This is a genomic window from Duncaniella muris, from assembly GCF_003024805.1.
Classification (GTDB): domain Bacteria; phylum Bacteroidota; class Bacteroidia; order Bacteroidales; family Muribaculaceae; genus Duncaniella; species Duncaniella muris.
Genome location: NZ_PUEC01000004.1, coordinates 152,319 through 175,554, shown reverse-complemented (window position 1 = coordinate 175,554; position 23,236 = coordinate 152,319). Strand labels below are relative to the sequence as shown.

At 47.2% G+C, this 23,236-nt stretch carries 20 protein-coding genes and 1 other RNA gene; 2 read left to right on the top strand and 19 right to left on the bottom strand.

Annotated elements, in window-relative coordinates:
* The first annotated feature begins 55 nt into the window (after positions 1-55).
* Complete coding sequence (locus C5O23_RS03075; RefSeq protein ID WP_107031500.1) at positions 56-1,654, top strand: rhamnogalacturonan acetylesterase; 1,599 nt, start codon at positions 56-58, stop codon at positions 1,652-1,654.
* A gap of 191 nt (positions 1,655-1,845) precedes the next feature.
* Here C5O23_RS03075 and rnpB read toward each other — a convergent pair.
* Positions 1,846-2,317: RNase P RNA component class A (gene rnpB / locus C5O23_RS03070), an RNA gene on the bottom strand.
* An 87-nt stretch (positions 2,318-2,404) separates the two neighbouring features.
* On the opposite strand from rnpB, the gene priA reads away from it, so the two are divergent.
* Positions 2,405-4,873: a replication restart helicase PriA gene (gene priA, locus C5O23_RS03065; RefSeq protein ID WP_107031491.1), complete on the top strand. Its 2,469-nt coding sequence runs from the start codon at positions 2,405-2,407 to the stop codon at positions 4,871-4,873.
* On the opposite strand, the gene C5O23_RS03060 is transcribed toward priA, so the two are convergent.
* The 18 genes from C5O23_RS03060 to proS all read right to left on the bottom strand — a co-directional run bounded on the left by C5O23_RS03060 (position 4,835) and on the right by proS (position 23,235).
* A complete protein-coding gene (locus tag C5O23_RS03060; RefSeq protein ID WP_107031490.1) occupies positions 4,835-5,236 on the bottom strand; it encodes a VanZ family protein in 402 nt (133 codons plus the stop codon). The two genes, priA and C5O23_RS03060, sit on opposite strands and share 39 nt — an antisense overlap.
* Before the next feature lie 14 nt (positions 5,237-5,250).
* Positions 5,251-5,799: a DUF3332 domain-containing protein gene (locus C5O23_RS03055; protein ID WP_107031489.1), complete on the bottom strand. Its 549-nt coding sequence runs from the start codon at positions 5,797-5,799 to the stop codon at positions 5,251-5,253.
* A gap of 66 nt (positions 5,800-5,865) precedes the next feature.
* On the bottom strand, positions 5,866-7,254 hold the full coding sequence (locus tag C5O23_RS03050; protein ID WP_107031488.1) for an MltF family protein: 1,389 nt from the start codon (positions 7,252-7,254) through the stop codon (positions 5,866-5,868).
* Positions 7,255-7,346: 92 nt separating this feature from the next.
* The gene (locus C5O23_RS03045) at positions 7,347-8,513 is read right to left on the bottom strand and encodes an AIR synthase related protein (RefSeq protein ID WP_107031487.1); all 1,167 of its coding nucleotides are present in this window, start codon (positions 8,511-8,513) and stop codon (positions 7,347-7,349) included.
* Between the two features lie 200 nt (positions 8,514-8,713).
* The gene (locus tag C5O23_RS03040; RefSeq protein ID WP_107031486.1) at positions 8,714-9,850 is read right to left on the bottom strand and encodes a universal stress protein; all 1,137 of its coding nucleotides are present in this window, start codon (positions 9,848-9,850) and stop codon (positions 8,714-8,716) included.
* 151 nt (positions 9,851-10,001) lie between these two features.
* Positions 10,002-10,262, bottom strand: a complete 261-nt coding sequence (locus C5O23_RS03035) for a DNA-binding protein (RefSeq protein ID WP_107031485.1) — start codon at positions 10,260-10,262, stop codon at positions 10,002-10,004.
* Positions 10,263-10,552: 290 nt separating this feature from the next.
* Positions 10,553-11,335, bottom strand: a complete 783-nt coding sequence (locus C5O23_RS03030; RefSeq protein ID WP_107031484.1) for a tetratricopeptide repeat protein — start codon at positions 11,333-11,335, stop codon at positions 10,553-10,555.
* Complete coding sequence (locus C5O23_RS03025; protein ID WP_107031483.1) at positions 11,332-13,131, bottom strand: BatD family protein; 1,800 nt, start codon at positions 13,129-13,131, stop codon at positions 11,332-11,334. Before C5O23_RS03025 ends, C5O23_RS03030 begins: the two co-directional genes overlap by 4 nt.
* A 42-nt stretch (positions 13,132-13,173) precedes the next feature.
* Positions 13,174-13,965 (bottom strand): tetratricopeptide repeat protein, encoded by a 792-nt coding sequence (locus tag C5O23_RS03020; protein WP_161553536.1) that lies wholly within the window; start codon positions 13,963-13,965, stop codon positions 13,174-13,176.
* Positions 13,962-15,026 (bottom strand): VWA domain-containing protein, encoded by a 1,065-nt coding sequence (locus C5O23_RS03015; protein WP_107031481.1) that lies wholly within the window; start codon positions 15,024-15,026, stop codon positions 13,962-13,964. The genes C5O23_RS03020 and C5O23_RS03015 overlap by 4 nt, the downstream gene beginning before the upstream one ends.
* 19 nt (positions 15,027-15,045) lie before the next feature.
* On the bottom strand, positions 15,046-16,032 hold the full coding sequence (locus C5O23_RS03010) for a vWA domain-containing protein (protein WP_107031480.1): 987 nt from the start codon (positions 16,030-16,032) through the stop codon (positions 15,046-15,048).
* 8 nt (positions 16,033-16,040) lie between these two features.
* Entirely contained in the window at positions 16,041-17,033 is a 993-nt protein-coding gene (locus C5O23_RS03005) for a cell wall anchor protein (protein WP_107031479.1), read from the bottom strand.
* Positions 17,034-17,076: 43 nt separating this feature from the next.
* Positions 17,077-17,952: a DUF58 domain-containing protein gene (locus C5O23_RS03000; protein ID WP_107031478.1), complete on the bottom strand. Its 876-nt coding sequence runs from the start codon at positions 17,950-17,952 to the stop codon at positions 17,077-17,079.
* 38 nt (positions 17,953-17,990) lie between these two features.
* Positions 17,991-18,986 carry an AAA family ATPase gene (locus C5O23_RS02995; protein WP_107031477.1) on the bottom strand — a complete coding sequence of 332 codons (996 nt, stop codon included), beginning with the start codon at positions 18,984-18,986 and terminating at the stop codon, positions 17,991-17,993.
* Positions 18,987-19,191: 205 nt separating this feature from the next.
* Positions 19,192-20,439, bottom strand: coding sequence for an HU family DNA-binding protein (locus C5O23_RS02990; RefSeq protein WP_107031476.1), 1,248 nt, complete (start codon positions 20,437-20,439; stop codon positions 19,192-19,194).
* Positions 20,436-20,714: an HU family DNA-binding protein gene (locus C5O23_RS02985; protein ID WP_107031475.1), complete on the bottom strand. Its 279-nt coding sequence runs from the start codon at positions 20,712-20,714 to the stop codon at positions 20,436-20,438. Before C5O23_RS02985 ends, C5O23_RS02990 begins: the two co-directional genes overlap by 4 nt.
* 3 nt (positions 20,715-20,717) lie before the next feature.
* Positions 20,718-21,674, bottom strand: a complete 957-nt coding sequence (locus C5O23_RS02980; protein ID WP_107031474.1) for a glycosyltransferase family 2 protein — start codon at positions 21,672-21,674, stop codon at positions 20,718-20,720.
* 79 nt (positions 21,675-21,753) lie between these two features.
* On the bottom strand, positions 21,754-23,235 hold the full coding sequence (gene proS / locus C5O23_RS02975; RefSeq protein WP_107031473.1) for a proline--tRNA ligase: 1,482 nt from the start codon (positions 23,233-23,235) through the stop codon (positions 21,754-21,756).
* Between the last annotated feature and the right edge of the window lies 1 nt (position 23,236).

Genomic DNA, 23,236 nt, shown 5'->3' with positions numbered 1-23,236 from the left:
TTTTTTGATGGATATCGAAATTTGCAGAAAATCCGTTGTCGCAGGCCTGGTAGTTATGGCCCTTATGGTGCCTCAACTTATGTCTGCCCGGCGCAAGGCTGTAGCTGCGCCGATGGAAGACCGGAATCAGGTTGTAGATAACACGCTTGACAGTCTGAATAAAGCTCGTTTTGCCCGTCCGCTTGCCGGATCATCGCGCAAAGGTGACAATCCGGTGCTTTTCCTCGTGGGTAATTCCACCATGCGAACCGGCACTCTGGGCAATGGGAATAACGGCCAATGGGGATGGGGGCGTTTCTTCCCGGACTATTTTGACAGTGAGAAAATCACAGTCGAGAATCATGCACTCGGAGGCACAAGCAGTCGCACGTTCTATGAACGTCTCTGGGAGGATGTGTTGTCCGGTGTACGTAAAGGAGACTGGGTCATGATCGAACTTGGTCATAATGACAACGGTCCTTATGACAGTGGCAGGGCGCGGGCTTCTATTCCTGGAATAGGCAAAGATACACTCCATGTTACCATTAAAGAAACCGGAGAACAGCGTATTGTCTATACCTACGGAGAATATCTGCGCTGTTTTATCCGCGAGACAAAGGCAAAAGGTGCGAATCCGATATTGCTATCGCTTACACCACGCAATGCATGGGCTGATGCCGACAGCACGGTTATCGAGCGTGTCAGCGATACATTCGGACTCTGGGCCCGTCAGGTTGCAAAAGAAATGAAGGTCCCGTTCATAGATCTTAATGAGATTTCAGCCGCCAAGTTTGAGCGTTTCGGCAAAGAGAAGGTAAAGACTATGTTTTATATTGACCGAATCCACACAAGTGAATTCGGCGCAAGAACCAATGCTGCATCTGCTGCTGAAGGCTTGAGAGGATTGAAAAAATGCCGTCTGTCATCTTTCCTTAAACCGATAGCGGCCGATACTGTCACCGGCAAAAGCCGGAAACCTGGACGTCCGGTTGTGTTCACTATCGGAGACAGCACAGTCAAGAATGAAGATTCTGATGAAAACTCGATGTGGGGCTGGGGCAGTGTGCTTCAGGATTATATTGATCCGGCAGTAGCCTCGGTTGAGAACCATGCTATACCCGGACGAAGTGCGCGAATGTTCGTTGACGAAGGTCGCTGGGATAAAATCTACAATGCCTTGCAGCCTGGAGACATAGTGCTCATCCAGTTCGGCCATAACGATGCCGGACCGATCAATAGCGGAAAGGAGAGGGCCGAATTGCCCGGCACGGGGTCGGAAAGCAAAGTTTTCAAAATGAAAAGCAACGGTCAGTACAAGGTTGTCTATACCTATGGCTGGTATCTTCGCAAGTTCATAATGGATACAAAGGAGAAGGGCGCTGTTCCGGTTGTGATCAGTCACACTCCGCGCAATAAATTTGACAACGGTCTGATTGAAAACAATTCAGCATCATTTGGCGCATGGACTGCCGAGGTAGCCGGGCAGCAGAATGTTCCGTTCATTGATCTGAATGGACTGATCGGCCGCAAGTTGCAGCATATGGCAGACCATGAAGGACTCCTGACGGTGAACCGTTGTTATAAAAACGACCATTCTCATTTTTCGCTTGAAGGTGCCAGGCTTAATGCCCGTGAGGTTGCCGAGATCGTCAACAGACTTTTGGAAGCGAAATAAAATTCTAGATCACAGTTCGTAAAACCACAAAACAAAGCCAGGCTTCTTGAATTGCAGAAGCCTGGCTTTGTTTTGTACTGAGGTCAGAAATGTGTAGGCTGCTTGTCCCGTCATAGGGGCACGGTCTGTCCGTTGAGGTACTGACTGGCAGAATTTGCTTCTTAGCATATGCGGTTTTTGATAAATCTAAAAAAGGTAGCAGGACTATAAGCCGGGTTATGTCACCGCGGGACTTCTACACTTGGACCCGAAGATCCGGAAGGTTGCCGCGGCGCCCGTGTCATTTATCTAATCGGTGCCTCGCTTTGCTTCGGCACTCCAGCAGCCTACCCCCCGGCTATGGACGAGCAGCCCATTGTGACACTTCGCGATTGCGAAAGTTGTTCTGTCACGCGCCGGTATACATGGCCTTGCAACCCATAAGACGTGCGGCATGCCATGTTGCCATGACACCCGGTGGGCTCTTACCCCACCTTTTCACCATTGCCTGCTTTCCAGGCCCTTGCGGGACTGAATTGTTGGCAGGCTGTTATTTTCTGTCACGTTACTCTGCCGTCACCGACAGCTCACTGTTAGAGAGTATGGTGCTCTGTGTTGCCCGGACTTTCCTCTTGCCGCTCCGGAGCTCACCTCCATCGGCAAGCGACACAAGCGTCCTGCTACCACTGCAAAGTTACGAATAAATTTCAGGAAATCTTTGCCTGAGACGGTAATTTATAGTATTTTTACAGATAAAACCATATCGCCACCATGATTTTTGTTGAAGTTCTTCTGCCAGTTCCTATAAGCGGAACGTTCACCTACAGTGTGCCTGAGGCCTTGGCTGATTCCATCAGAATCGGTTATAGGGTAATTGTTCCGTTCGGAAGAAAGAAGTTTTACACTGGTATTATTGCCTCTCAGACACCGGTTGCTCCTCAGGGGTATGAGGTAAAAGACATCGCTTTGATCTTAGATGAATGGGCTGTGGTCAGACATCTGCAGTTGAAACTTTGGCACTGGATGGCTGACTATTACCTCTGCACCCCTGGCGAAGTGATGAGAGCTGCCATGCCGGCGGGATTGAAAATAGAGAGTGAGACTTTCGTGTCTGCCGATCCGGATTATGAAGAAAAGCCTGATGAGAGACTCTCGCAAAGGGAAATGGCTGTGATGAACTATATTCTGGGCTGTGAGAAGAAGCAGCCTCTTGATCTGATCGGCAAGAAGACCGGATTTGCAAACATAGGCCCGATAATAAATTCACTTCTTGAAAAGGGAGCGGTGCAGATTTCAGAAAATCTTGTAGAGCGTTATCGTTCTCGTAAGGAAACTTATGTAAGACTGACGGTTGATAAAGGTGATTCCGATGGTTTGCACAAGGCTTTTGATTCTGTCAGGTCTGGCAGCATGCAGGAAAAAGCCCTTCTGGCCCTGATTGAGATTTCGGCTTTCATGCGCCAGGATTCGGAACTTCAGGAGGTGACACGCACGGAACTGATGGAGCGGTCAGGAGTAACGACTACTGTGATCGCGGCGATGGCAAAGAAAGGTATTGTAGATATTTATAAAAAAGAGATCAGCCGGTTTTCATATTCAGGACTTGTCACAGGTGAGTTGCCTGTACTGAGCGAAGCTCAGGCCTCGGCTCTCGATAGTATTCATAAATCATGGTTTGAAAAGGATATCACCCTTCTCCGCGGAGTCACTTCAAGCGGAAAGACTGAAATCTATATTCATCTGATTGACTATGTTCTGCGGCAGGGGCGGCAGGCTCTATATCTTGTGCCTGAAATAGCGCTGACAACCCAGTTGACCCGTAGACTGCAGAGGGTGTTCGGCGACAAGGTGGTGATCTACCATTCGAAATTCTCGGATAATGACCGTGTCGATATCTGGAAAAAGCTACTCGCCTCTTCAGAACCATGCGTGGTTATTGGGGCCCGTTCTGCCGTGTTTCTGCCGTTTGCGTCATTGGGGCTTGTGATAGTTGATGAGGAGCATGAAAGCGCTTACAAGCAGCAGGACCCGGCTCCGAGATACAATGGACGCGATGCGGCTATCGTGCTGGCTTCAATGCATGGTGCAAAAACTCTTCTCGGAAGTGCCACTCCGGCAGTCGATACATATTACAAAGCTCTGACAGGCCGCTTCGGGTTGATTGAACTCACAGAACGCTATGAAGGCCTCCGTCTTCCTCAGGTAGAGATCATCGACATGGCGGCAGCAAGAAAGAGGGGTGAGGTTGAAGGTGCTTTCTCTCTTTTGACAAGGAGGCTTGTTAACGAATCTCTTCAGAGGGGCGAACAGTCGATACTTTTTATCAACCGCAGAGGCTATGCTCCGATTGCCCGCTGCAAGCTATGTGGCTATGTGCCGAAATGTGAGAATTGTGATGTTTCGCTGACATATCACAGGCATTCCGACAAGCTGATATGCCATTATTGCGGTACTCCCTACGGTGTGCCTGATGTCTGTCCGGCATGCAAGGAGCCTGGCATAGAAGTGCTCGGTTATGGAAGCGAACGTGTTGAAGAGGAAATTGACTCCTTGTTTCCGACTGCTGCGATCGCACGCATGGATCTTGACACGACGCGCAGCAAAGACGGATACGAAACTATAATCGACAATTTTTCGAAAGGGAAGTCCCAGATATTGGTCGGGACTCAGATGGTAACCAAAGGCCTGGATTTCGGACGAGTGAGCATGGTGGGTGTCATAAATGCCGACAGTATAGTAAACTTCCCGGACTTCCGGGCATCAGAGCGCGCGTTCAATATGATTGAGCAGGTAGCCGGACGAGCAGGTCGGAAAAGTGACAATGGAGTGGTGGCGGTTCAGACCTACAATCCTTCTCATCCTTTGTTTGATTTCCTTGTCCGCCATGATTACAAGGATTACTATCAGCGTGAAATTCAAGAACGTCAGCGATATAATTATCCGCCTTTCGTGAGGATAATATATGTATATATAAAGCACAAGGATCCGGCGGCAGTATCGACTATCGCATTTGAATTTGCTTCGCGCCTGCGTGTGTTGCTTGGGAATAGGGTCAGTGGCCCTGACGAACCATATGTAGCAAGGATCCAGACTTTATACATAAGGCGCATAATGCTTAAAATCGAAACTCAGGCCTCAATCTCAAAAGTAAAAAGTCTGCTGAATGATATAAGGATAGAGATGACCAACAGCCGCCAGCTCTTAGGGGCGGTGCTTTACTACGACGTTGATCCAATGTAATGCATAGCATAGCGGGACAGCCGCGAATGCTCCGATAGCATCGGCAAGTCCGTCGGCCCAGTCTCCGCTGCGGCCGAGCCCCATTGCATTCTGAATGAATTCCACTGCGATGCCGAACAGCGTCACCGCGAGGCTTGCGATCAAAGCCCGGCCAATGGAGAGGCACTTGCCGGCTATATGGCGTTCGAATATAAAGGTAAGCGCCAGCCCTCCGAACATGCAGCAGTGGGCAAGCTTGTCAGCCCCTGGAAATAAAGGAAGTTCCTCCTCCCCAAAAGGCTTGGGAAGGAGGGTGAGATACAGGATTATAACTGCCACAGCCAGCGTGAGCTGGTAGGGCGGTATGAATCGTAATGCTTTCATTTATAGGGTGTCCGTTAGCGGGCAGCCATAAGATTTGAGCTGACCATGTCACGGTATGCCATAAGCCCGTTGTCAGAAAGTTCGACGATGCTGCGTGTGCCGTCAGGAGCAGGCAGCGCCACATGGGTGTCATCGATGAATGTCATGAGCTCATAGCTTTCGCCGCCGGGAATAGCAACGCTCCAAGTCTGGTCATCCTTGTCAAAATCAAGACGGACTACGGATTTGTCATTTTCAGAGGTTATGGTATAGCCTTTTCCGTCACATTCTACTATGTAACGGCCGTCTTTACCGTCAATCACTTTCTTGCCTGATGCTACGGGGTTGTCACCGCTCCAGAATTCAATCGAGTTGAGCACAATGACATCGGCAAGGCATGAAACTTCATAGACGGGAATGATCCAGAATGCGAAGAACACGAGTTCATTCACAAATTTGTTGCCAACTTGTTGGTTCCATGACAGGAGCTTGTTTGTAAGAGCAAAACTGCCGATACATGAAGTCGAGAGAAGAGAGCCTGTAAGAACAAGCGCGATTGCAACAGGTAAATAGCGTTTTTTCATAAGGATAAAAACATTAGTTGAAAGTGATTATTAAATATTATCCGGATTCGGAGTGTGGTTTGGCAATCAGGCTTTGATCCGTGCTTTGTTGTAAAAGCGGTAGACTCGGTTGACGTAGTCAAATGTTTCACGTCCACGGGAATATCCGTATTTTACCACCGGATCTTTATAGTATCTTGGATTTGATTTCCAAAGGATTGCTTTGGCCACATTGTTGTCCCATTTCTGAGGGTTTAGTCCATATTTTTTTGCAAGATTTATGGCGTCATAGACATGCGCTATACCGGAATTATAGGCGGCGATAACGAACTTCTTCCGCTCGTTTTCGTCTGGGACTTTTGCAGCCAGTTGTTTGTCAAGATCTTTAAGAAGCTTAAGCGCGGTTTCAATCGCTACATCATTTTTCATCACGCTTTTTGCTGTCTGGCCATAACCTTTTGCCGTCTTAGGCATTATCTGCATCAAGCCTCTTGCTCCAGCCCACGATACAGCCGTAGAGTCAAATTTGCTTTCTACATATGCTTGGGAGGCGAGAAGTTTCCAGTCCCAGCCATAGTTTGCCGCATACTGCTTGAACAGATGGTCAAATGGTGTGACTCTGCTTCCGTTGAATGCGTAGCGGCCTCCGGGTTCGTTTTTGCTCATTTCAAAGTAACGTTTGAGCAGCATTGCCTGTTCTTCTCTTGGCTTGTCACTGTTAAGCCATGCGTTGATGCTGTCGCCAAACCAAGCTCTGTCCGGAGCTACAGCCCATGCTGCTCGTTGTTCGAAACTGAGCGGGAGAGTGATGTCGAGATCGTTGTAGTATGTCTTGTTGATTCGGGCAATATCGCTGTCTACAATGGTAAGCGGAATGGAGCCTTCGCTGACCATTGCGATGAGATCTTCTGTGATCATCGTGTCACGGCTGACAGTGTGGATGTTTATTCCGCCTCCGAGTTCATCGTTTAGATTGCGGATTCGGGCTTCGTATTTTGAATCGGCTTCTACGTAAACATCTTTGCCTACAAGATCAGTGACATCATCGATGAGTTCTGCTTCACCCTTTTTGGGTTGTACAAGTACTTGGGTTGTCACAGTTTCCGGGCCGCAGGCAACTACATTGTCTTTATATTCAGCTGTTATAGGCACTTCATAGGCTATCAGATCGACCAGTCCGGAGTCAAGCATTTCAACCGCCCGTGAAAGAGTAGGGGCGATCTCTATTTTCAGGGCTATATCCTTGTCGACCGCCAAAGACGTCACAAGTTCATAGTCATAGCCCATTTCCTGTCCTTTGTAGATAAAATATGCTTCAGGACTGTATAGTGTCACAACCTTCAGCGTGTCAGGCAATAGGTGGTTTCCGGCTGCTGATGTAGTATTACCTGACACTCCGTTCCGGCCACAACTGTAAAGAGTGGCCAGGCAGAGTACCAATGTTATAGGAGCCAATATTTTCAAACCATTCTTCATAAGATATGCGTCGGGTTAATAGTTCTTTTCTCAGTTATTATATTTGCGCATAGTTCTCAATGAGAGATGGTGGTCAAGGGGACCTGGTCAGGTCAATATTCAAATACGCCGGCCGATGACTTGATTGTCAACTTGTTTGCAGGCGCATCCTCTACACGGCCAATTATACGTGATTCGATTCCGAATTCCTCGGCAATCGCCATTACCTTTTCAGCTGCTTCCGGACGGACATATATTTCCATGCGGTGGCCCATGTTGAATACTTTATACATTTCGCTCCACGGAGTCCCACTCTCTTTCTGAATCAGATCAAACAGAGGAGGAACAGGGAACATGTTGTCTTTGATCACATGTTTGTTTTCCACGAAGTGGAGCACCTTGGTCTGTGCGCCTCCGGTGCAGTGGACCATGCCGTCGATTTCAGGCCGCATCTCGCTGAGGAGCTTTTTGATGACGGGAGCATATGTACGTGTGGGTGAAAGCACCAGCTCGCCTGCAGTCAGGGGAGTGCCATCGACAGGATCAGTAAGTTTCTTAGAGCCGGAATAAACAAGGTCTTCAGGCACGGCAGCATCGAAAGTTTCAGGATATTTTTCTGCAAGATATTTTGCAAAGACATCATGACGGGCCGATGTGAGTCCGTTGCTGCCCATTCCGCCATTGTAGCGACTTTCATATTTAGCCTGTCCGAAAGATGCAAGGCCAACTATAACATCGCCTCCTTTGATATTGGCGTTGTCAATCACATCGGCGCGTCGCATGCGGCAGGTAACGGTTGAATCTACAATAATGGTTCTCACAAGGTCTCCGACATCGGCAGTCTCGCCGCCGGTCGAATAAATGCCTACGCCCATCTCACGCAGCGTAGCGAGAAGTTCCTCTGTACCGTTGATAATGGCAGAAATGACTTCGCCGGGTATAAGATTCTTGTTTCGGCCGATAGTCGAGGATACAAGAATGTTATCGGTGGCGCCGACACAAAGAAGGTCATCGATATTCATTACAAGTGCATCCTGCGCGATGCCTTTCCATACAGACAGATCGCCGGTTTCACGCCAATAGGCATAGGCCAGTGACGATTTAGTGCCGGCTCCGTCGGCGTGCATTATGTTGCACCAGGCAGGGTCACCGCCTAAGATGTCAGGGATGATCTTACAAAATGCGTGAGGGAATATCCCTTTGTCGACATTCTTGATTGCGTTGTGCACATCCTCTTTTGAGGCAGATACACCGCGGAGATTATAGCGCTGGTCACTCATAATTTCTCGTAGATGATAATTTAACAAACGTGAGTTGGAACTTGTTTGACAAAAGTTTTTACAAAATTACAAAATTTTTATCTAAACAACGAGCCCTCGTTATCCTTTTTGTGTATTCTGCAACAAATATCATGGGCGGTGGCATGGCCTGAATGTTATGTTTCGGCATCATGACACTTCCGCAATCAAGTTTTGTGGTTTCAGACTGGAATCGAAAGCATGGGAATGTCTGAGTGAAACAGAAGTTTATGGGCAAGTGACGGGTTAAACAGCCTGGCAAATATATTTTTATGTGGGGTCGGAACGACTATGAGCTCGATCTTGTTCTGATTGTCAAGGACTTTAAATTCTTCAATTTCGTTTGACTGTGACAATTGGAGGGCTTTGAATGCATAGGCTGGATAATTTTTTACACAGTATTCTTTCAGATTGCCGAGAGCCTCCGCATCGCCTTTGGGCTTTTTCTTTGAGGGTATAGAAGCGAGGGTGACAGACAGCGATTGTTCCGGGAAAATCCGGTAGAGGGCATCAAGAGCGAGAATGTCTTGCTGACGGGAAGACGCAAAGTAAACCACTTCGCGGATATCGGCCACAGTCTTGAACCTCGGAGATTCGGGCACAGTGAATATGCTTGAGCGGCATGAGTCCAGAACCTCAGCGGTAACACTTCCGAGCATATCTCTCGATTGCCTGTTGGCTCCGCGAGTTCCCATGACAATAAGCATTGGATGGTGTGTCGAGGCATAGTCTGTGATAACCTCTTCCGGCAAACCTTCCGAAACTTCCGATGAAAAAATGACCGGAGGAATCACTCCGTCTTTCATTTTATCACGCAACAAAGTTTCAAACTCTTTCATCTGCGAATTGCCGAGTTTGTTGAGCTCTTTTTCTTCCTGGATCTCCATGACTGCATCGGCAGAAGTGTCAAATGTCATTGCATCTGTCAATTGGAGCGATGCAGTGTTTGTCAGCATCGGATCTACGTAAGTGTGAAGAAGTTTGATTTTCGCTTTATGCGCTGATGCAATTCTGAATGCCATGAAACAGGCTTGTTTTGATGAATTGGAAAAGTCAATAGGTACAAGAATCTCGGCAGATCCATCGGCGCATTCTTTCAGTGCTGCCGGAGCGAAAATTTCTATGTTTTCAATCACTCTCAGAGCCAACGGCAGATCGCATTCTCTGATCCTGACTCTGATGCCGGAGGATACCACCGGGGTTGAAAGATTGACATTCTGTAATGTAACTTTCACTCCTTCGCATTCAAGAATATTCTTCAACTCATGTGCCTTTTCATAAGTGTGTATGGCGATTGTTATCAAACGGTCCTCCTGCATAGACGTTAATTTATTAAGATTTGATTATTCTATTGAAGTTAAGACTGAGCGGGCTGCTGCTTCCTTAAAAACAAATGGAAGAGCAAAAAGCCGTTGGCATAGCAGACTTTTTACCCTTCCAAAAATGTTTTTATGCTATTTATAGATATACTTAATCTTCTTTATTCTGAGCCTGAATGATTTCAACAGCCATGTCATAGATAGTGGTGTCATCAAGAACTACTATGCCCCCATCAGGACCGGGTTCAATATGAACTCCACAATTCTTTCCGAACTCGTAATTTGTGCCGCCAAAGTAATTTCTTACAGTCTGGGGAGTGACATTGAGTTTGTCAGCGATCTGACGGATTGAACCATCAGGCAAACTGTCTTTGATGCGGCGAAGGTCGTTGAACGAGATAGTCTTAGTCATGATACTTATAGGTGTTTGGGGGTTAGTACTTTGTTTAATTAAATAGTGTTGTGGCTTGAAATGTTCCACGTCACTAAATTAAGTTTTAATTTCTAATCAAACAAATAAAAACGCTAAAAATTTCTATGTTTAATAACACCTTTTTTAACTAAACTTTTTCAATATAAATTAACTTAGTGTGTTTCAATAATTAAGAACCGGTCCGATAATGAAAATTAACGAACCGGTTCTTATGAGGTTTGGTTTTGAGATTTTACGTCTGGATATTATGACGTCACAGGTGGAGTCCGCTATATTTTTTCTACTGCAGCGGCGTTGATCCAAGCCCTGTGGGCATTGTCAACCTGAACATCATACCAAAGTGTGCTGATCGAGTCAGATGTCGAGCGGACAGAATCAAGGATCTGCACTCGCGTTCCTTCGTGGAGCAGCATTGCTTCCTGATCACGATCTTTTGGCTCACGGGGCGATGTGCTGAGAATTGTAGATGGTGCTGTCACTATGGCAACATCATCAGCCATAGCTATAGAGGCTGATCTGAAAGCCAGAAAAATGAAACAGAGACAGGCTATGAAAGCAACGATACCTCCGAAGAATCCGGTTTTGCGGACTGCCACCTGGCTGGAGAATATATATGCGACTACTCCGGTAAGCGTAATGACGAAAAACGCGAATGCAAGCCATGACCATGTGTTGGATTTTGCCGAATTAGCAACGGAGTCCAGAGCGTTTCCCATGAATGTACCGCGTTCTCCGGCCCGATCTGCAATCTTGGAGTTGATGAATTCCAGATTGTTGCGGGCATCGTCAAAGGTTGGGTCAAGGCGTAGTGCTCTTTCGTATGAGAGAATAGCTTTGCCCAGTTCTCCCATCCGGTAATAGCAGTTTCCAAGGTTGTAAAGAATTTCAGCTGATGTGCCTTCCTCTTTGATGACATGCTGATATGCGGCTGCGGCTTCCTGAAAATTGTCGGCTGTGTATGCTGAGTCTGCCTGGTGCAGTATGTCAGAAGCCTTGACCGGAATAACCGAGCAAAGACAGATTGCAGTCAGCAGGAATATTAGTTTTCTCATCGTTTGCAGTTTTCGAGGTTATTGATGACATTGACTCCCTTTTCATAGACATTGTCCATCCGGCTTGAGCTGTCAGGAGTGTAACGGGCCATTTCACAGTCGTCAAGCACTTCAACAAGCCCGGCTGTGCTTTCTTCCGAATATCCTTTTGATGCAAGAGTCGATGAAATATTCTCACGGGAGAGCTGAGACACAGGCATTGAAAGCTTGTCAGACAGATAGCCCCAAAGAGCCCGAAGCATTTCCTCATAGAACTTTTCACTGTTTCCGGCTTTCATGAATGCTTCTGCGGCTTTGAGACGTCTCTTTGCCACTTTGCTTGCTTTGGCTGTCCGGCGGCCGGTGACGTCTGCGGAGAGTTTTGTCTGGCGCCGGTTGATAACGATAAGCGCCACGGTCAATACGAGCAGCCCGGCATATAGTCCCCAATACCAGCCTTTGGTAACGACCAATATGTGCGCCTGTTGTGGATTCTTTTCTCCAAGGTGAATGTGACGGATGTCTGAGTTTTTATTCTCGACATCTTTCTGTTCTGCGGACACCGGAGTTGACAACCCTTTTGCTACTTTGATTGAATAGGCCGGAGTGGTGAGAGTCACATATTGTTTGGTCTGTGGATTGAAATATACAAATTTGTCACTGCCGATGGAGAAGTCTCCCACACTTTGGGGCACGAATGTATATTCGACAGTCATAGATCCGGAGACTTCATTTCCGTGGACTTCGGTCTGGATGTCGCTCTTAGGAGTATACTGCTCGAATTCAGTCGGGAAATCAATTTCAGGCTCTTTGACGTATTTGATATTGCCTGTTCCCTTGATTGTATAGATCAGAGTTGCCGGGTCATTGGTGCGGAATGTGTTGCCGACCATACGGCTGTCAATGCTGAATGAGCCTACAGCTCCGGTAAATCCATCGGGTTGAGGCTGGGGGAGGGGCAGGATGTTGAGAGAGCCGGTGTTAGAACTAACTTTGATTTTTGCTTCGCGTGGCTGGCGCACCTGGAACATACCCATGTTGACATTGTCATACTGGACCACTGAAATGTCATAATTGCCGGAGTTGATGGTAAGTTTGCCACTTTTCTGCGGGAAAATTATGCAGCGTTTGAGCACGGCTGTCATATAGTTCTGCCCATTGTATGTCTCCATCTCATTGAGTGAAGGCTGAACATCAAGTTCCTGAATCAGACAGCCGTCAAACGAAGGCTGTTTCGTCGGCATGAATGATGAAATGCTGTATTTGGTATAGAGCTTGATGGTACATCCGATAGCTTCCTGTTCATACGCGGATGACTTGGACAAAATGATGCGTACAAACACGTCATCACTGTTGACCCGGCGACCGGCGGTCTGAGTGTCGACATCATCGACATCGACCGGGCGCTGTGAAGCGGGTTTGTCACGGTCGGCGCTCTCATGAATTGTAAAAGATACGGCTTTGGTTGAGTAGCGCTTGCCGTCAGCCATGACGGATGCGGCAGGGATAGTATATTGTCCTGCCTTGCCGGCTTTATAGTAATAAGTATATTCAACCGATGATGATGAAACGGCTTTGCCGTTGGTCACCTGATAGCTTTGCCGCTGAGAGACCGAAGGACCGTAGAGAAGCGTACAGCCATTGATCTGAGAGACACTCAGGTCTGAACCGTCGGCGTTGCTTAATCTGAAGGTGATCGGGAAGCGGTCTCCTTCATAGACGCGGGTCGGCGGCTGAACTGAAAAACTGACCTGTGCGAACACATTCTGGCAGATCAGCAGAGTCCCTAATAATATAAATAGTGAAAAACGTTTCATTCCTTAAATTCTCAAAATTATAAGAGGTCGTTTAATGAGGGATTACCAAGGATTGGTAACGGGTCTGCGTGAAGGAGCGCCGTTCTTTTTCTTCTCTGCATTTATGCGGGCGCGAGTGGCGTTCTCTTCATTTTCCATAGCTTTCAGAATCTTTTCTGCATTTTGCTGACTTATGCCGCCTTGCTGTTGTTGCTGTTGTTGTTGCTGTTGTTGCTGCTGATCCTGATTTTGCTGTTGCTGTTTATCCTGATCTTTGTTCTGGTCTTTATTTTGATCCTGATTCTTGTTTTGATCCTGATTTTGTTTCTGATCTTTGTCTTGATCTTTCTTCTCCTGATCTTTGTTCTGGTCTTTGTTCTGATCTTGGTTGTTTTGTTGATCCTGAAGGCGCTTCTGGGCTATACGCAGGTTTTCTCTGGCCTGATCATTGTCAGGATTCTTGCGCAGGGCATTTTTATAGAGATCAATGCTTTTTGCATAATCCTGAGCGTTGAAGGTAATATTTCCGAGATTATAAAACGCTTTTTCTGCAATTGATATATTCTCGGCATCACGAGTCAGATTCTGAAGAATTGTAGTGGCTTCTTTCTGGGTCTCGCCTGATGCCGACCCTTGTCGCAGTAGAGAGGCTGCCAGGTTGAATTGTGCGATTTCGTTCATCGCATTTTCCTGCAGCGCTTTCCGATATGCGACTTCTGCTTCGGCATAACGCTCTTCGTGATAAAGATTGTTGCCCTCCACAATATAGTTGCGCTCATGCCTTGTCGACCCTGATTGTGCAAATGCAGATGTCAGAACCGATATAAAGAATACGAAAGTTATAAGTCTTTTCATTTGTTTCCTCCTTCCTCTTTTGTGAAGAAACGATATTTTTTGAGCCATGATATTTTGCGTGTGACAGTAATAGAGTCAATAAGAAGCAATATCAAAGCTATAAAGGCTACAATCGGGAATTGTTCGCTTTGCGGGGAGAAAGATTTGCGTTCGAACTCACCTTGGGTCAACTCGTCCATTTTTGAATCAATGGCGTTGATAGCGGAATTAGAGGCTCCGTTTACATAAATGCCCTTGCCGGCTGATGCAATCTGTGAAGCTGTAGCTTCGTCATGCCGGGTGACAACTTCTTCTCCGGTCATGGGATTGATCATATAGTGACCGTTGCCGAGGGGTATTCGGGCTCCTTTTGCAGTGCCGAGTCCGATTACATCCACCTGAATTCCGGCATCAGCAGCCCGTTTGGCTGCATCCACCGCATTGTCTTCAAAATTTTCTCCGTCGGTGATGACTATTATGGCTTTTCCCATGTCATCGGTTGGGGTGAATGAGTTCATTGCCATCTCAAGCGCGGCTCCGATAGCTGTTCCCTGAGTAGGGACCATATCTGTGGTGATACCGTTGAGAAACATTTTGGCTGAAATATAGTCAGACGTGATCGGGAGCTGGGTATAGGCATCGCCTGCAAACACTATCAGACCGACTTTGTCATTGGTCATCTTGTCAATCAACTTTTCAAGTATGTGCTTAGCCCTTTGCAGACGGCTTATGCCATGATCGTCATCGGTGGTGGAGGCCAGCATTGAATTTGAAACGTCAAGACATACCATAACTTCTATACCGCGTGACGATGTAGTCTCTGAGGCGTCAGCATCACGGCCTCCGGTTGCGCGCGGGCGGGAAATCATAATGACCAGTACGGCGATAATGAGAAGTGCAAGGCTCATTTTGATCCAAGGCATATATTTTGAGACCTCAGGCATCAGGTGGGCGATAACTTCAGGTTTGCCATAGCGGTTCATTTTGCGCCGGCGACTCAGGCGGCTCCATATGAAAAGGCCTGCCACTAACGGGAGCAGCAGAAGAAGATATAGCAGGTGTGGATAAGCGAACGAAATCATATTTTCAAATATATATTTCTTATGGAATTGTCCGGAACAAGGTGTATCTTAGCAACACCGCAAGACCAAACAGGCTTAAAGCTGCGATTGCCCAAGGCAGATAATCGTCTTCAGTACTTGTGAAGTTCCTTAAATCCATTTTAGTTTTTTCCAGCTGATCAATTTCGGCGAATATCTCTTTGAGGACGTTGTTGCCCGTCGCACGAAAATATTTTCCTCCGGTTGTTTCAGCGATGCTCCTCAAAGTCGCTTCATCAATAACTACCGGAAGGTTGACATATTCGATGCGCCCGAACATGTTTTCCTGAGGGTAGGGGGCAGTGCCATTTGTGCCGATACCTATAGTGTAGACTTTTATCCCAAGCTGTTTCGCAATCTCGGCGGCTGTGAGCGGAGCGACATTACCGGTATTGTTCGAACCGTCAGTCAGCAGGATTATGCTTTTGGATTTGGCTTTCCCTTCTTTTATTCGGTTGATTGATGTGGCGAGACCGTCACCTATCGCAGTCCCGTCTTGCAGCATACCCATTTTTATGTCTCCGATGTAATTGGCAATCATGGATCTGTCTGTTGTCATCGGAATTGCGGTGAAACTTTCAGCTGCAAAAATAACGACCCCTATGTTGTCGCCTTCGCGCCCTGCCACAAATTTGGAGGCAACTTCTTTGGCTGCTTCAAATCGGTCTGGCTTGAAGTCGCGCGCAAGCATACTGGTTGATATATCCATTGAGATCACGATGTCGGTGCCTTCTACGCTTGACGTATTCCATGAGTCGCGTGTCTGAGGACGGGAGAGGACCACTATGACACAGCCTATGGCACCAAGCTGCAACAAAAACAATATATGGCGCATGGCTGCGAGTTTGGATCGACCTATACGGCCAAATGCCGATACGGTCGATACCTCCATAGAGGCATGGAGGCCACGCTGTTTGAATACATACCAGGCAATCAGCGGTATGAAAAGTAAAAACAGCCAAAGATATTCGGGATGTGCCAATAACATTGTATTATCTATTTTTTAGTAGATTCTTCTTTTGAGGGTTCCTGCTGTCCGTCGGTTTCAGCTACAACAGGACGAGGTTTTGTATCTTCGACAAACTGCATTGCAGAATTGAACGCTTTGACATTGTCATCAGGCAGCGGGCGTACTTTGGCGAACTTTACAAAATCAGCCGTTTCAAGCACACGTTCCATATTCTCTTTTGACAGACGTGTCTCTTCATTGGCATTCAGCATGCGTCTGATCTGTGTGGAGGTCATTTCCATTGCATTTATGCCGAAACGGCCATTGAGATAGATGCGGAGAATGTCAGTGAGACGGGTGTAGTATTCTTTTTCCTTGCCTTGCTCGCAGAGTTTTTCAGCCCGCAGACGCGAAAGTTCGCCGATGGCTTTTTCATATGGCGGTATCGGTTTGGTTGCAGGTGCGGCAAAGGGATTCTTCTTTTTCTTCATCATGTAGAACGCGAATCCTCCAAGTGCAAGGACTACGATTACTGCCAGAATCCACAATCCATAATCGACAACGAAGTCCGGGAGGTAATCAATGAAACTGCGGTCCACGTCTGCTACATCAGCATAGTCATGGATAGTCTCCAGTGAGTCAACTACAACCGGATATACTTTCAGTACAAGACGGTTTGAAGCGATGGTTTCGCCATTTTCAACGTATAGAATCGGATTCAGCCGATAGACGCCGGAATCAAATGACTGGAGCACAAGATCCTGTTTGATTTCTCTGCGTCCGCTTCCGAGACCTGTGGTGTCAGGTGTGAGATATTTCAGAATTTCAACTTTGTCACAGACGGAATCTTTTGGAATGACGAGGTGCCCGTCAGAATTGTCATCTGTGACAAGCTCGATGTGCAGAGGGGTAGTGCGCCCCATGAGCAGGAAAGCGGAATCAAGACTGACTTTCAGGCTGGAAACTCCGGCGAGTGCTGATGCTGATATTAAAATAGCTGTTGTCAGCAACAGAAAACGGATATGTCGGATGAAATTCATATTTGGCAATCAATTAAAGAGTCTTGGGCGGGCTGCGGTTTTATCAGCGCACACCCCGGTTTTTGAATAGAGCCATCAATGAATGGGCGAAATCCTCATCAGTGGCTATCGAGGCATGATCGACTCGGCATTTGCTGAATGTATCGCTCATGGACTGCTGCCGCTCATACCACCATTTGCTGTAGGCCTGCCGTGTCCGTTTGGATGACGTGTTTATCCAGCGTGAGGCACCGGTTTCAAGATCGGTCATCCGCATGAGACCTACATCCGGCAGACTTGTGTCGCGTTTGTCATATACCTGAATGGCAATGACATCATGGCGGTTGCAGGCTATCTGCAATTGACGTGTAAAGTCATGGGTATCTATGAAGTCAGAGATCAGGAAGGTAGTGCATCGCTTTTTCAGAGCATCAGTGAAATAACGTAATGCAACGCTGATGTCGGTTCCTTGATTCTCCGGAGTGAAATCCAGCAATTCGCGGATTATCAGAAGTATGTGTTTTTTGCCCTTTTTCGGAGGGATGAATTTCTCAATTTTGTCTGAAAAGAATATGACTCCGATTTTGTCATTGTTGGTGATGGCCGAATAGGCGAGGGTGGCGGCTATTTCAGCTATCATCTCTCTCTTTTCTTCTCCGACAGCACCGAACAGACGGCTGCGCGACACGTCGACAAGGAGCATCACGGTCAGTTCTCGTTCTTCCTCATAGACCTTGACATAAGGATGATTATGACGGGCGGTCACATTCCAGTCTATATCTCTGACATCATCGCCATACTGGTATTCCCTCACTTCAGAAAAGGTCATACCTCTCCCTTTAAAAGCCGTGTGGTATTCTCCGGCGAAGATGTTCTGGGAGAGGCCGCGGGTTTTTATGTCGATTTTTCTGACTTTCCTGAGTAGTTCGTTTGCTTCCATTTAGAAAACATTAGAAGGGGGATTTTACAGACGTGTCATCAGGGTACTTCGACCTTGTCAAGGATCTCGGATATTACCTGATCGGTGGTGATGTTGTTTGCTTCGGCTTCATATGTGAGGCCGATGCGGTGACGCAAAACATCGTGGCATACGGCGCGGACATCCTCCGGAATCACATAACCGCGGCCACGGAGGAACGCATATGCTCTCGCGGCTTTGGCCAGACCGATTGATGCTCGCGGAGACGCTCCGAAGCTGATCATTCCGGCAAGATCTTTGAGGTCATAATCGCCGGGGTTACGGGTTGCGAATACGATATCTACGATATAACGTTCGATTTTTTCGTCAAGATATATCTTTTCTACGATCTTCTGAACCTCCAGGATTTCTTCCGGACGGAGAAGAGGACGGACTTCAGGTTTTACACCGGAAATGTTCTGTCGTATGATAAGTTTTTCCTCTTCTTTGGTCGGGTAGCCGATAATGACTTTGAGAAGGAAACGGTCAACCTGAGCTTCAGGAAGCGGGTAGGTGCCTTCTTGCTCAATGGGGTTCTGGGTGGCCATCACCAGGAACGGTTCGTCAAGTTTGAATGTACGTTCGCCGATGGTCACCTGGCGTTCCTGCATGGCTTCGAGCAGAGCGCTCTGTACTTTAGCCGGGGCGCGGTTGATTTCGTCAGCCAGAACGAAATTGGCGAAAATCGGGCCTCGCTTGATCTGGAACTGTTCTTTCTGCACACTGTAGATCATTGTTCCGATCACATCGGCAGGGAGAAGGTCAGGAGTAAACTGGATACGGCTGTATTTGGCATCGATAATTTGAGCAAGAGTCTTGATGGCAAGGGTCTTTGCGAGACCGGGGACGCCTTCAAGAAGGACGTGTCCGTTAGATAGAAGTGCGATCAGAAGTGAGTCAACGAGATGCTTTTGCCCCACGATGGTCTGATCCATCCCACGTGTAACAAGGTTGATGAAATCCTTCTTGCCGGCAACAAGATCATTAAGTTCTCGAATATTAACCGATTCGCTCATAGTCTGAGTAGTGAGGGTTCTAAATTAGATATATAAGATATTTTAATCCGCTATAATAGATAAACGGTTTACAAAATTATAAATAACAACAATTATTAGGCGAGAAAAGTGTGTTAATTTTATATATTTTTCCTTTAACAATGACAACATCGCCGATATTGGAGTCGACGATGTTGTCATAAGGTTTCTTTTTAGCGGTGTTGGCTTAACGGGGATATCTGGCGAGGATTTCACCGGCTTTCTGGCGCGCTTTCTTCAAACTTTCTGCATTGCCGGGAACAATTCCGTATTTTTCAGCATCCGGGATATCAAGAACCACTCCCGGCTGCATGTTATTGGGGTTCCCGATTTTTGATTTGTTTTCTTCGTAGATGTAGACCCAATAATCTTTGCTCCCGAAGAATTTTTTTGCCATATCATGGATAAGGTAGCCTCTTTTAACGGTGTCTTTACGCACTTTCGGACTTGAGTTTTCTGCGACAGCAGGTTGTGAGGGGATTTGTTCTGCTTCAGCCTGAGCAACTTCAGCGTCCGATGTTACAGAATCTGATAGCATGGCAATTTCACCTGCGGTTTCCTCTGTCTGCATAGGAGTTGACTCTTCGGGAGTTATGGCTTCAGCCTGCTGACGGCTATTGGGGAATAGATGGTCGATAGCAAGGTAGACTCCGCATGCCCCTATGGCAAGTCCAATAATCAGGCCTATGATCAGTCCCCACCAGAAATTGCCTTCCGATTGCTGTCCTTTGGCAGGACTGACGTATTCTTCCGGATCTTCTTCAAGTGGTATGATTTTCGGAGCTACAGGTCTTACCGGCTGTCGTTCCGCAAGATTGCTGTTTGCGGTTTTGACCGAAGGTTCAGCTGTAGTTGCAGTTGCCTCAGCCGAAATTGTGGCAACGGGGGGCTTAATGGCTTCTTTCGGCTGAACCGGCTTTTCGTCGGTCAGGATAGTTTCCGGTTCAGGCGCGATTTCTGCTTTAGGATCTGGTGATGCCAGATGTTCTTCGGGCTGTATAGCTTCTGTGGATGTTTCGGGTTGGGGTTCGATTGTTGTTGCGATATTCTCACAGATAATTGTTTCTTCGACCTTGGCCTCAGGCTCATGATTTTCTGTCTCAGGCAATGACGATTCTGTTTGATCTTTCTCGATGGAGAGCATTGATTCGGTGACCTCGTCATTCAGCGTAACAGGCTCAAACATTGCGAATGGGGCATTGAGCGTTTCAGCGAGATCTTTGTCAGGAGTGAACCTGATATCTTTTTCTCCATTCTCTTCTTCATAAAGCGCGAATTCGCCGAGGCCTTTGATTTTGACTGTTTCTCCTTTGATCAGTTCCTCAGAAAGTATATCAAAGAAATTTTTAGCAAAAATCTCGGCACTGTCTTCGCTTATGCCGGTTGCAGATGCAATACGTGCGGACAGCTGATGGAATGGTATTTTCTGATTCATTGTTTAGTCATTTTTTTTCGCAATACAATGCTGGGGGCAAATTCCATTCTGATGGCTGGCGGAACCAATGTGCGTTTGCCGTTTACTTCGTCATAAACAATCGCCTCATCTGATTTTACAGATTTGAATGTTCCGAATCCGGGGATGGCGATTGAGTCAAGATCGGCTCCGCATTCTTTGAATACTTTGCACAGACCTTCAACGAGTGTGGCCACTTCTGCGTTTTCCCGGTTTAGTCTCTTGCCGAGTCGTGAAATAAATTGTTTGTTATCCACGTGTCAATCAAATAAAATGTCGCGAATTGCATATCGCGGACGTTGTTTAACTTCTATAAATATTTTTCCTATATATTCTCCGATCAAACCGATGGACATTAGAATCAGGCTCCCAAGGAACCATATAGATAGTAATATCGAAGCCCATCCGGCCTCAAGTTTGTCAGAATAGAGAATGGAGAAACCAACATAGATTCCGACCAGCAGGTCAATAGCCAGCAGGATCAGACCTGTGAAGAAAACCCATCTCATAGGGCGAGCTGAAAAAGAGGTGATTCCGTCAATCGAAAACGAAAGCATTCTGACAAGCGGATATTTTGATTCGCCTGCGGCTCTTTGTTTACGGGCATAGGAGACGGTGTCGCTTTCAAGCCCTAACTGTGGAACAATCCCTCGGAGAAACAGATTTGATTCGCCATATTCGCTCAACAGTTCAAGAGCTCTTTGGCTCATAAGCCTGAAATCTGCATGGTCGTAGATGGTTTCAATGCCCATTTTCCTTTGCAAAGAGTAGAAAGCATGGGCGGTGGTTCGTTTAAACCAAGAGTCAGACGTTCTGTCATCCCTGACTCCGAACACTATTTCTTTGCCTGAAATAAAGCGCCGGACCATCTCGATTATGGCGTCAGTGTCATCCTGAAGATCGGCATCGATGGAAATAGCTGCGTCACAATGGTCTTTTGCGGTCATAAGCCCTGCCAAAAGCGCATACTGATGTCCTCGGTTGTGCGCAAGGGATATTCCTTTGACGCGTCGGTCTCTAAGGTGCAGATCGGAGATGATTTTCCATGTCGCATCCCGGCTCCCGTCATCGCAGCAGAGTATGTAACTGTCTGGAGAAGCTAATGATTGCTGCGCCATGCGGGCTAATATAGCCAGCAGTTTGGGAATAGAAAAAGGCAATACCGCTTCTTCGTTGAAGCAGGGTACAACAATTGCTATGACTGGCGGGGATGGCATATGAATTTTCTGGCAGCTTCGTTAAATGAGATTAAGGAGAGAAGGAGATGAGTAATGAAACCGTGGATTGTTGCCGAAATTAATAGTTGCGGGCAAAGAGTACTCTACGAGCCGAAGGCTTGCCGGTTACCATACAGACGCCCGGTGTTTGATCACCATCCAGAGGAATGCAACGGATAGTGGCTTTTGTTTCCTCTTTGATGCGTTCTTCGGTTTCGGTGGTGCCGTCCCAGTGAGCCAGGATGAATCCTCCCTTTTCAATCTCTTCTTTGAATTCCTCATAAGAGTCGACTGTCCGGGTCATGGATTCTCTGTGGTTTATTGCTTTCTGATAGATGTTTGCCTGAATTTCTTCAAGCAGACCTTTAATATAATCCGCGATTCCTTCCAGCGGGGCAACATGTTTCTCAAGCGTGTCACGGCGCATGACTTCGACTGTGCCGTTTTCGATGTCGCGCGCTCCGATGGCAAGACGCACAGGCACTCCCTTAAGCTCATAATCTGCAAACTTGAAGCCCGGACGCTTGTTTTCAGAGTCATCGTATTTTACGCTGATGCCCATCGCGCGTAGTTCGTTGACTATCGGGTCTACTTTGGCTGAAATTTCAGCGAGCTGATCACTGTTCTTGTAGATAGGTACAATGACCACCTGGATCGGAGCGAGGTGGGGAGGGAGCACAAGCCCGTTGTCATCTGAATGCGTCATGATGAGAGCGCCCATAAGACGGGTTGATACGCCCCAGGAGTTTGCCCATACATATTCAGGCTTGTTGTCTTTGTTGACGAATGTAACGTCAAAGGCCTTAGCGAAATTCTGTCCGAGGTTATGGCTTGTACCGGCCTGAAGGGCTTTTCCATCCTGCATCATGGCTTCAATTGTGTAGGTGTTGAGCGCTCCGGCAAAACGTTCGTTTGCGGTTTTTACACCGATTATGACAGGCATAGCCATATAATCACGCGCAAATTTGGCGTAGATGTTGATCATCTGGACGGTGCGATTTTCCGATTCCTCGGCTGTCGCATGTGCGCAGTGGCCTTCCTGCCAAAGGAATTCGGCAGTACGCAGGAACATACGGGTGCGCATTTCCCAGCGCATCACATTCGCCCACTGGTTGCACAGCACGGGGAGATCGCGATAGCTGTGGATCCAGTTCTTATATGTGCCCCAGATAATAGTTTCAGAAGTAGGGCGCACAATCAGTTCTTCCTCAAGGCGTGCATCAGGGTCTACTACAACACCATTGCCGTTGGGGTCGTTCTTGAGGCGGTAGTGTGTGACAACCGCACATTCTTTGGCAAACCCTTCGACATGCTCGGCTTCGCGGCAGAGGAACGATTTTGGAATGAGAAGCGGGAAGTAGGCGTTCTGTACACCTGTTTCCTTGAACATACGGTCAAGTTCGTGTTGCATTTTTTCCCAAATTGCATAACCGTAGGGCTTGATAACCATACAGCCTCTAACCGCCGACTGCTCTGCGAGATCGGCTTTGACCACGAGCTCATTGTACCACTGCGAGTAGTTTTCGCTGCGTTTGGTCAGATCCTTAAGTTCTTTTGCCATT

Bases quoted from the DNA above. Each gene is read 5' to 3' on its own strand.
- C5O23_RS02990 (WP_107031476.1), bottom strand. From the start codon at position 20,439: ATGAATCAGAAAATACCATTCCATCAGCTGTCCGCACGTATTGCATCT.
- C5O23_RS03050 (WP_107031488.1), bottom strand. From the start codon at position 7,254: ATGAAGAATGGTTTGAAAATATTGGCTCCTATAACATTGGTACTCTGC.
- C5O23_RS03010 (WP_107031480.1), bottom strand. From the start codon at position 16,032: ATGTTATTGGCACATCCCGAATATCTTTGGCTGTTTTTACTTTTCATA.
- C5O23_RS02980 (WP_107031474.1), bottom strand. From the start codon at position 21,674: ATGCCATCCCCGCCAGTCATAGCAATTGTTGTACCCTGCTTCAACGAA.
- C5O23_RS03055 (WP_107031489.1), bottom strand. From the start codon at position 5,799: ATGAAAAAACGCTATTTACCTGTTGCAATCGCGCTTGTTCTTACAGGC.
- C5O23_RS03005 (WP_107031479.1), bottom strand. From the start codon at position 17,033: ATGAATTTCATCCGACATATCCGTTTTCTGTTGCTGACAACAGCTATT.
- C5O23_RS03020 (WP_161553536.1), bottom strand. From the start codon at position 13,965: ATGAAAAGACTTATAACTTTCGTATTCTTTATATCGGTTCTGACATCT.
- proS (WP_107031473.1), bottom strand. From the start codon at position 23,235: ATGGCAAAAGAACTTAAGGATCTGACCAAACGCAGCGAAAACTACTCG.
- C5O23_RS03060 (WP_107031490.1), bottom strand. From the start codon at position 5,236: ATGAAAGCATTACGATTCATACCGCCCTACCAGCTCACGCTGGCTGTG.
- C5O23_RS03035 (WP_107031485.1), bottom strand. From the start codon at position 10,262: ATGACTAAGACTATCTCGTTCAACGACCTTCGCCGCATCAAAGACAGT.
- C5O23_RS02995 (WP_107031477.1), bottom strand. From the start codon at position 18,986: ATGAGCGAATCGGTTAATATTCGAGAACTTAATGATCTTGTTGCCGGC.
- C5O23_RS03025 (WP_107031483.1), bottom strand. From the start codon at position 13,131: ATGAAACGTTTTTCACTATTTATATTATTAGGGACTCTGCTGATCTGC.
- C5O23_RS03040 (WP_107031486.1), bottom strand. From the start codon at position 9,850: ATGCAGGAGGACCGTTTGATAACAATCGCCATACACACTTATGAAAAG.
- C5O23_RS03015 (WP_107031481.1), bottom strand. From the start codon at position 15,026: ATGATTTCGTTCGCTTATCCACACCTGCTATATCTTCTTCTGCTGCTC.
- C5O23_RS03000 (WP_107031478.1), bottom strand. From the start codon at position 17,952: ATGGAAGCAAACGAACTACTCAGGAAAGTCAGAAAAATCGACATAAAA.
- C5O23_RS03075 (WP_107031500.1), top strand. From the start codon at position 56: ATGGCCCTTATGGTGCCTCAACTTATGTCTGCCCGGCGCAAGGCTGTA.
- priA (WP_107031491.1), top strand. From the start codon at position 2,405: ATGATTTTTGTTGAAGTTCTTCTGCCAGTTCCTATAAGCGGAACGTTC.
- C5O23_RS03030 (WP_107031484.1), bottom strand. From the start codon at position 11,335: ATGAGAAAACTAATATTCCTGCTGACTGCAATCTGTCTTTGCTCGGTT.
- C5O23_RS03045 (WP_107031487.1), bottom strand. From the start codon at position 8,513: ATGAGTGACCAGCGCTATAATCTCCGCGGTGTATCTGCCTCAAAAGAG.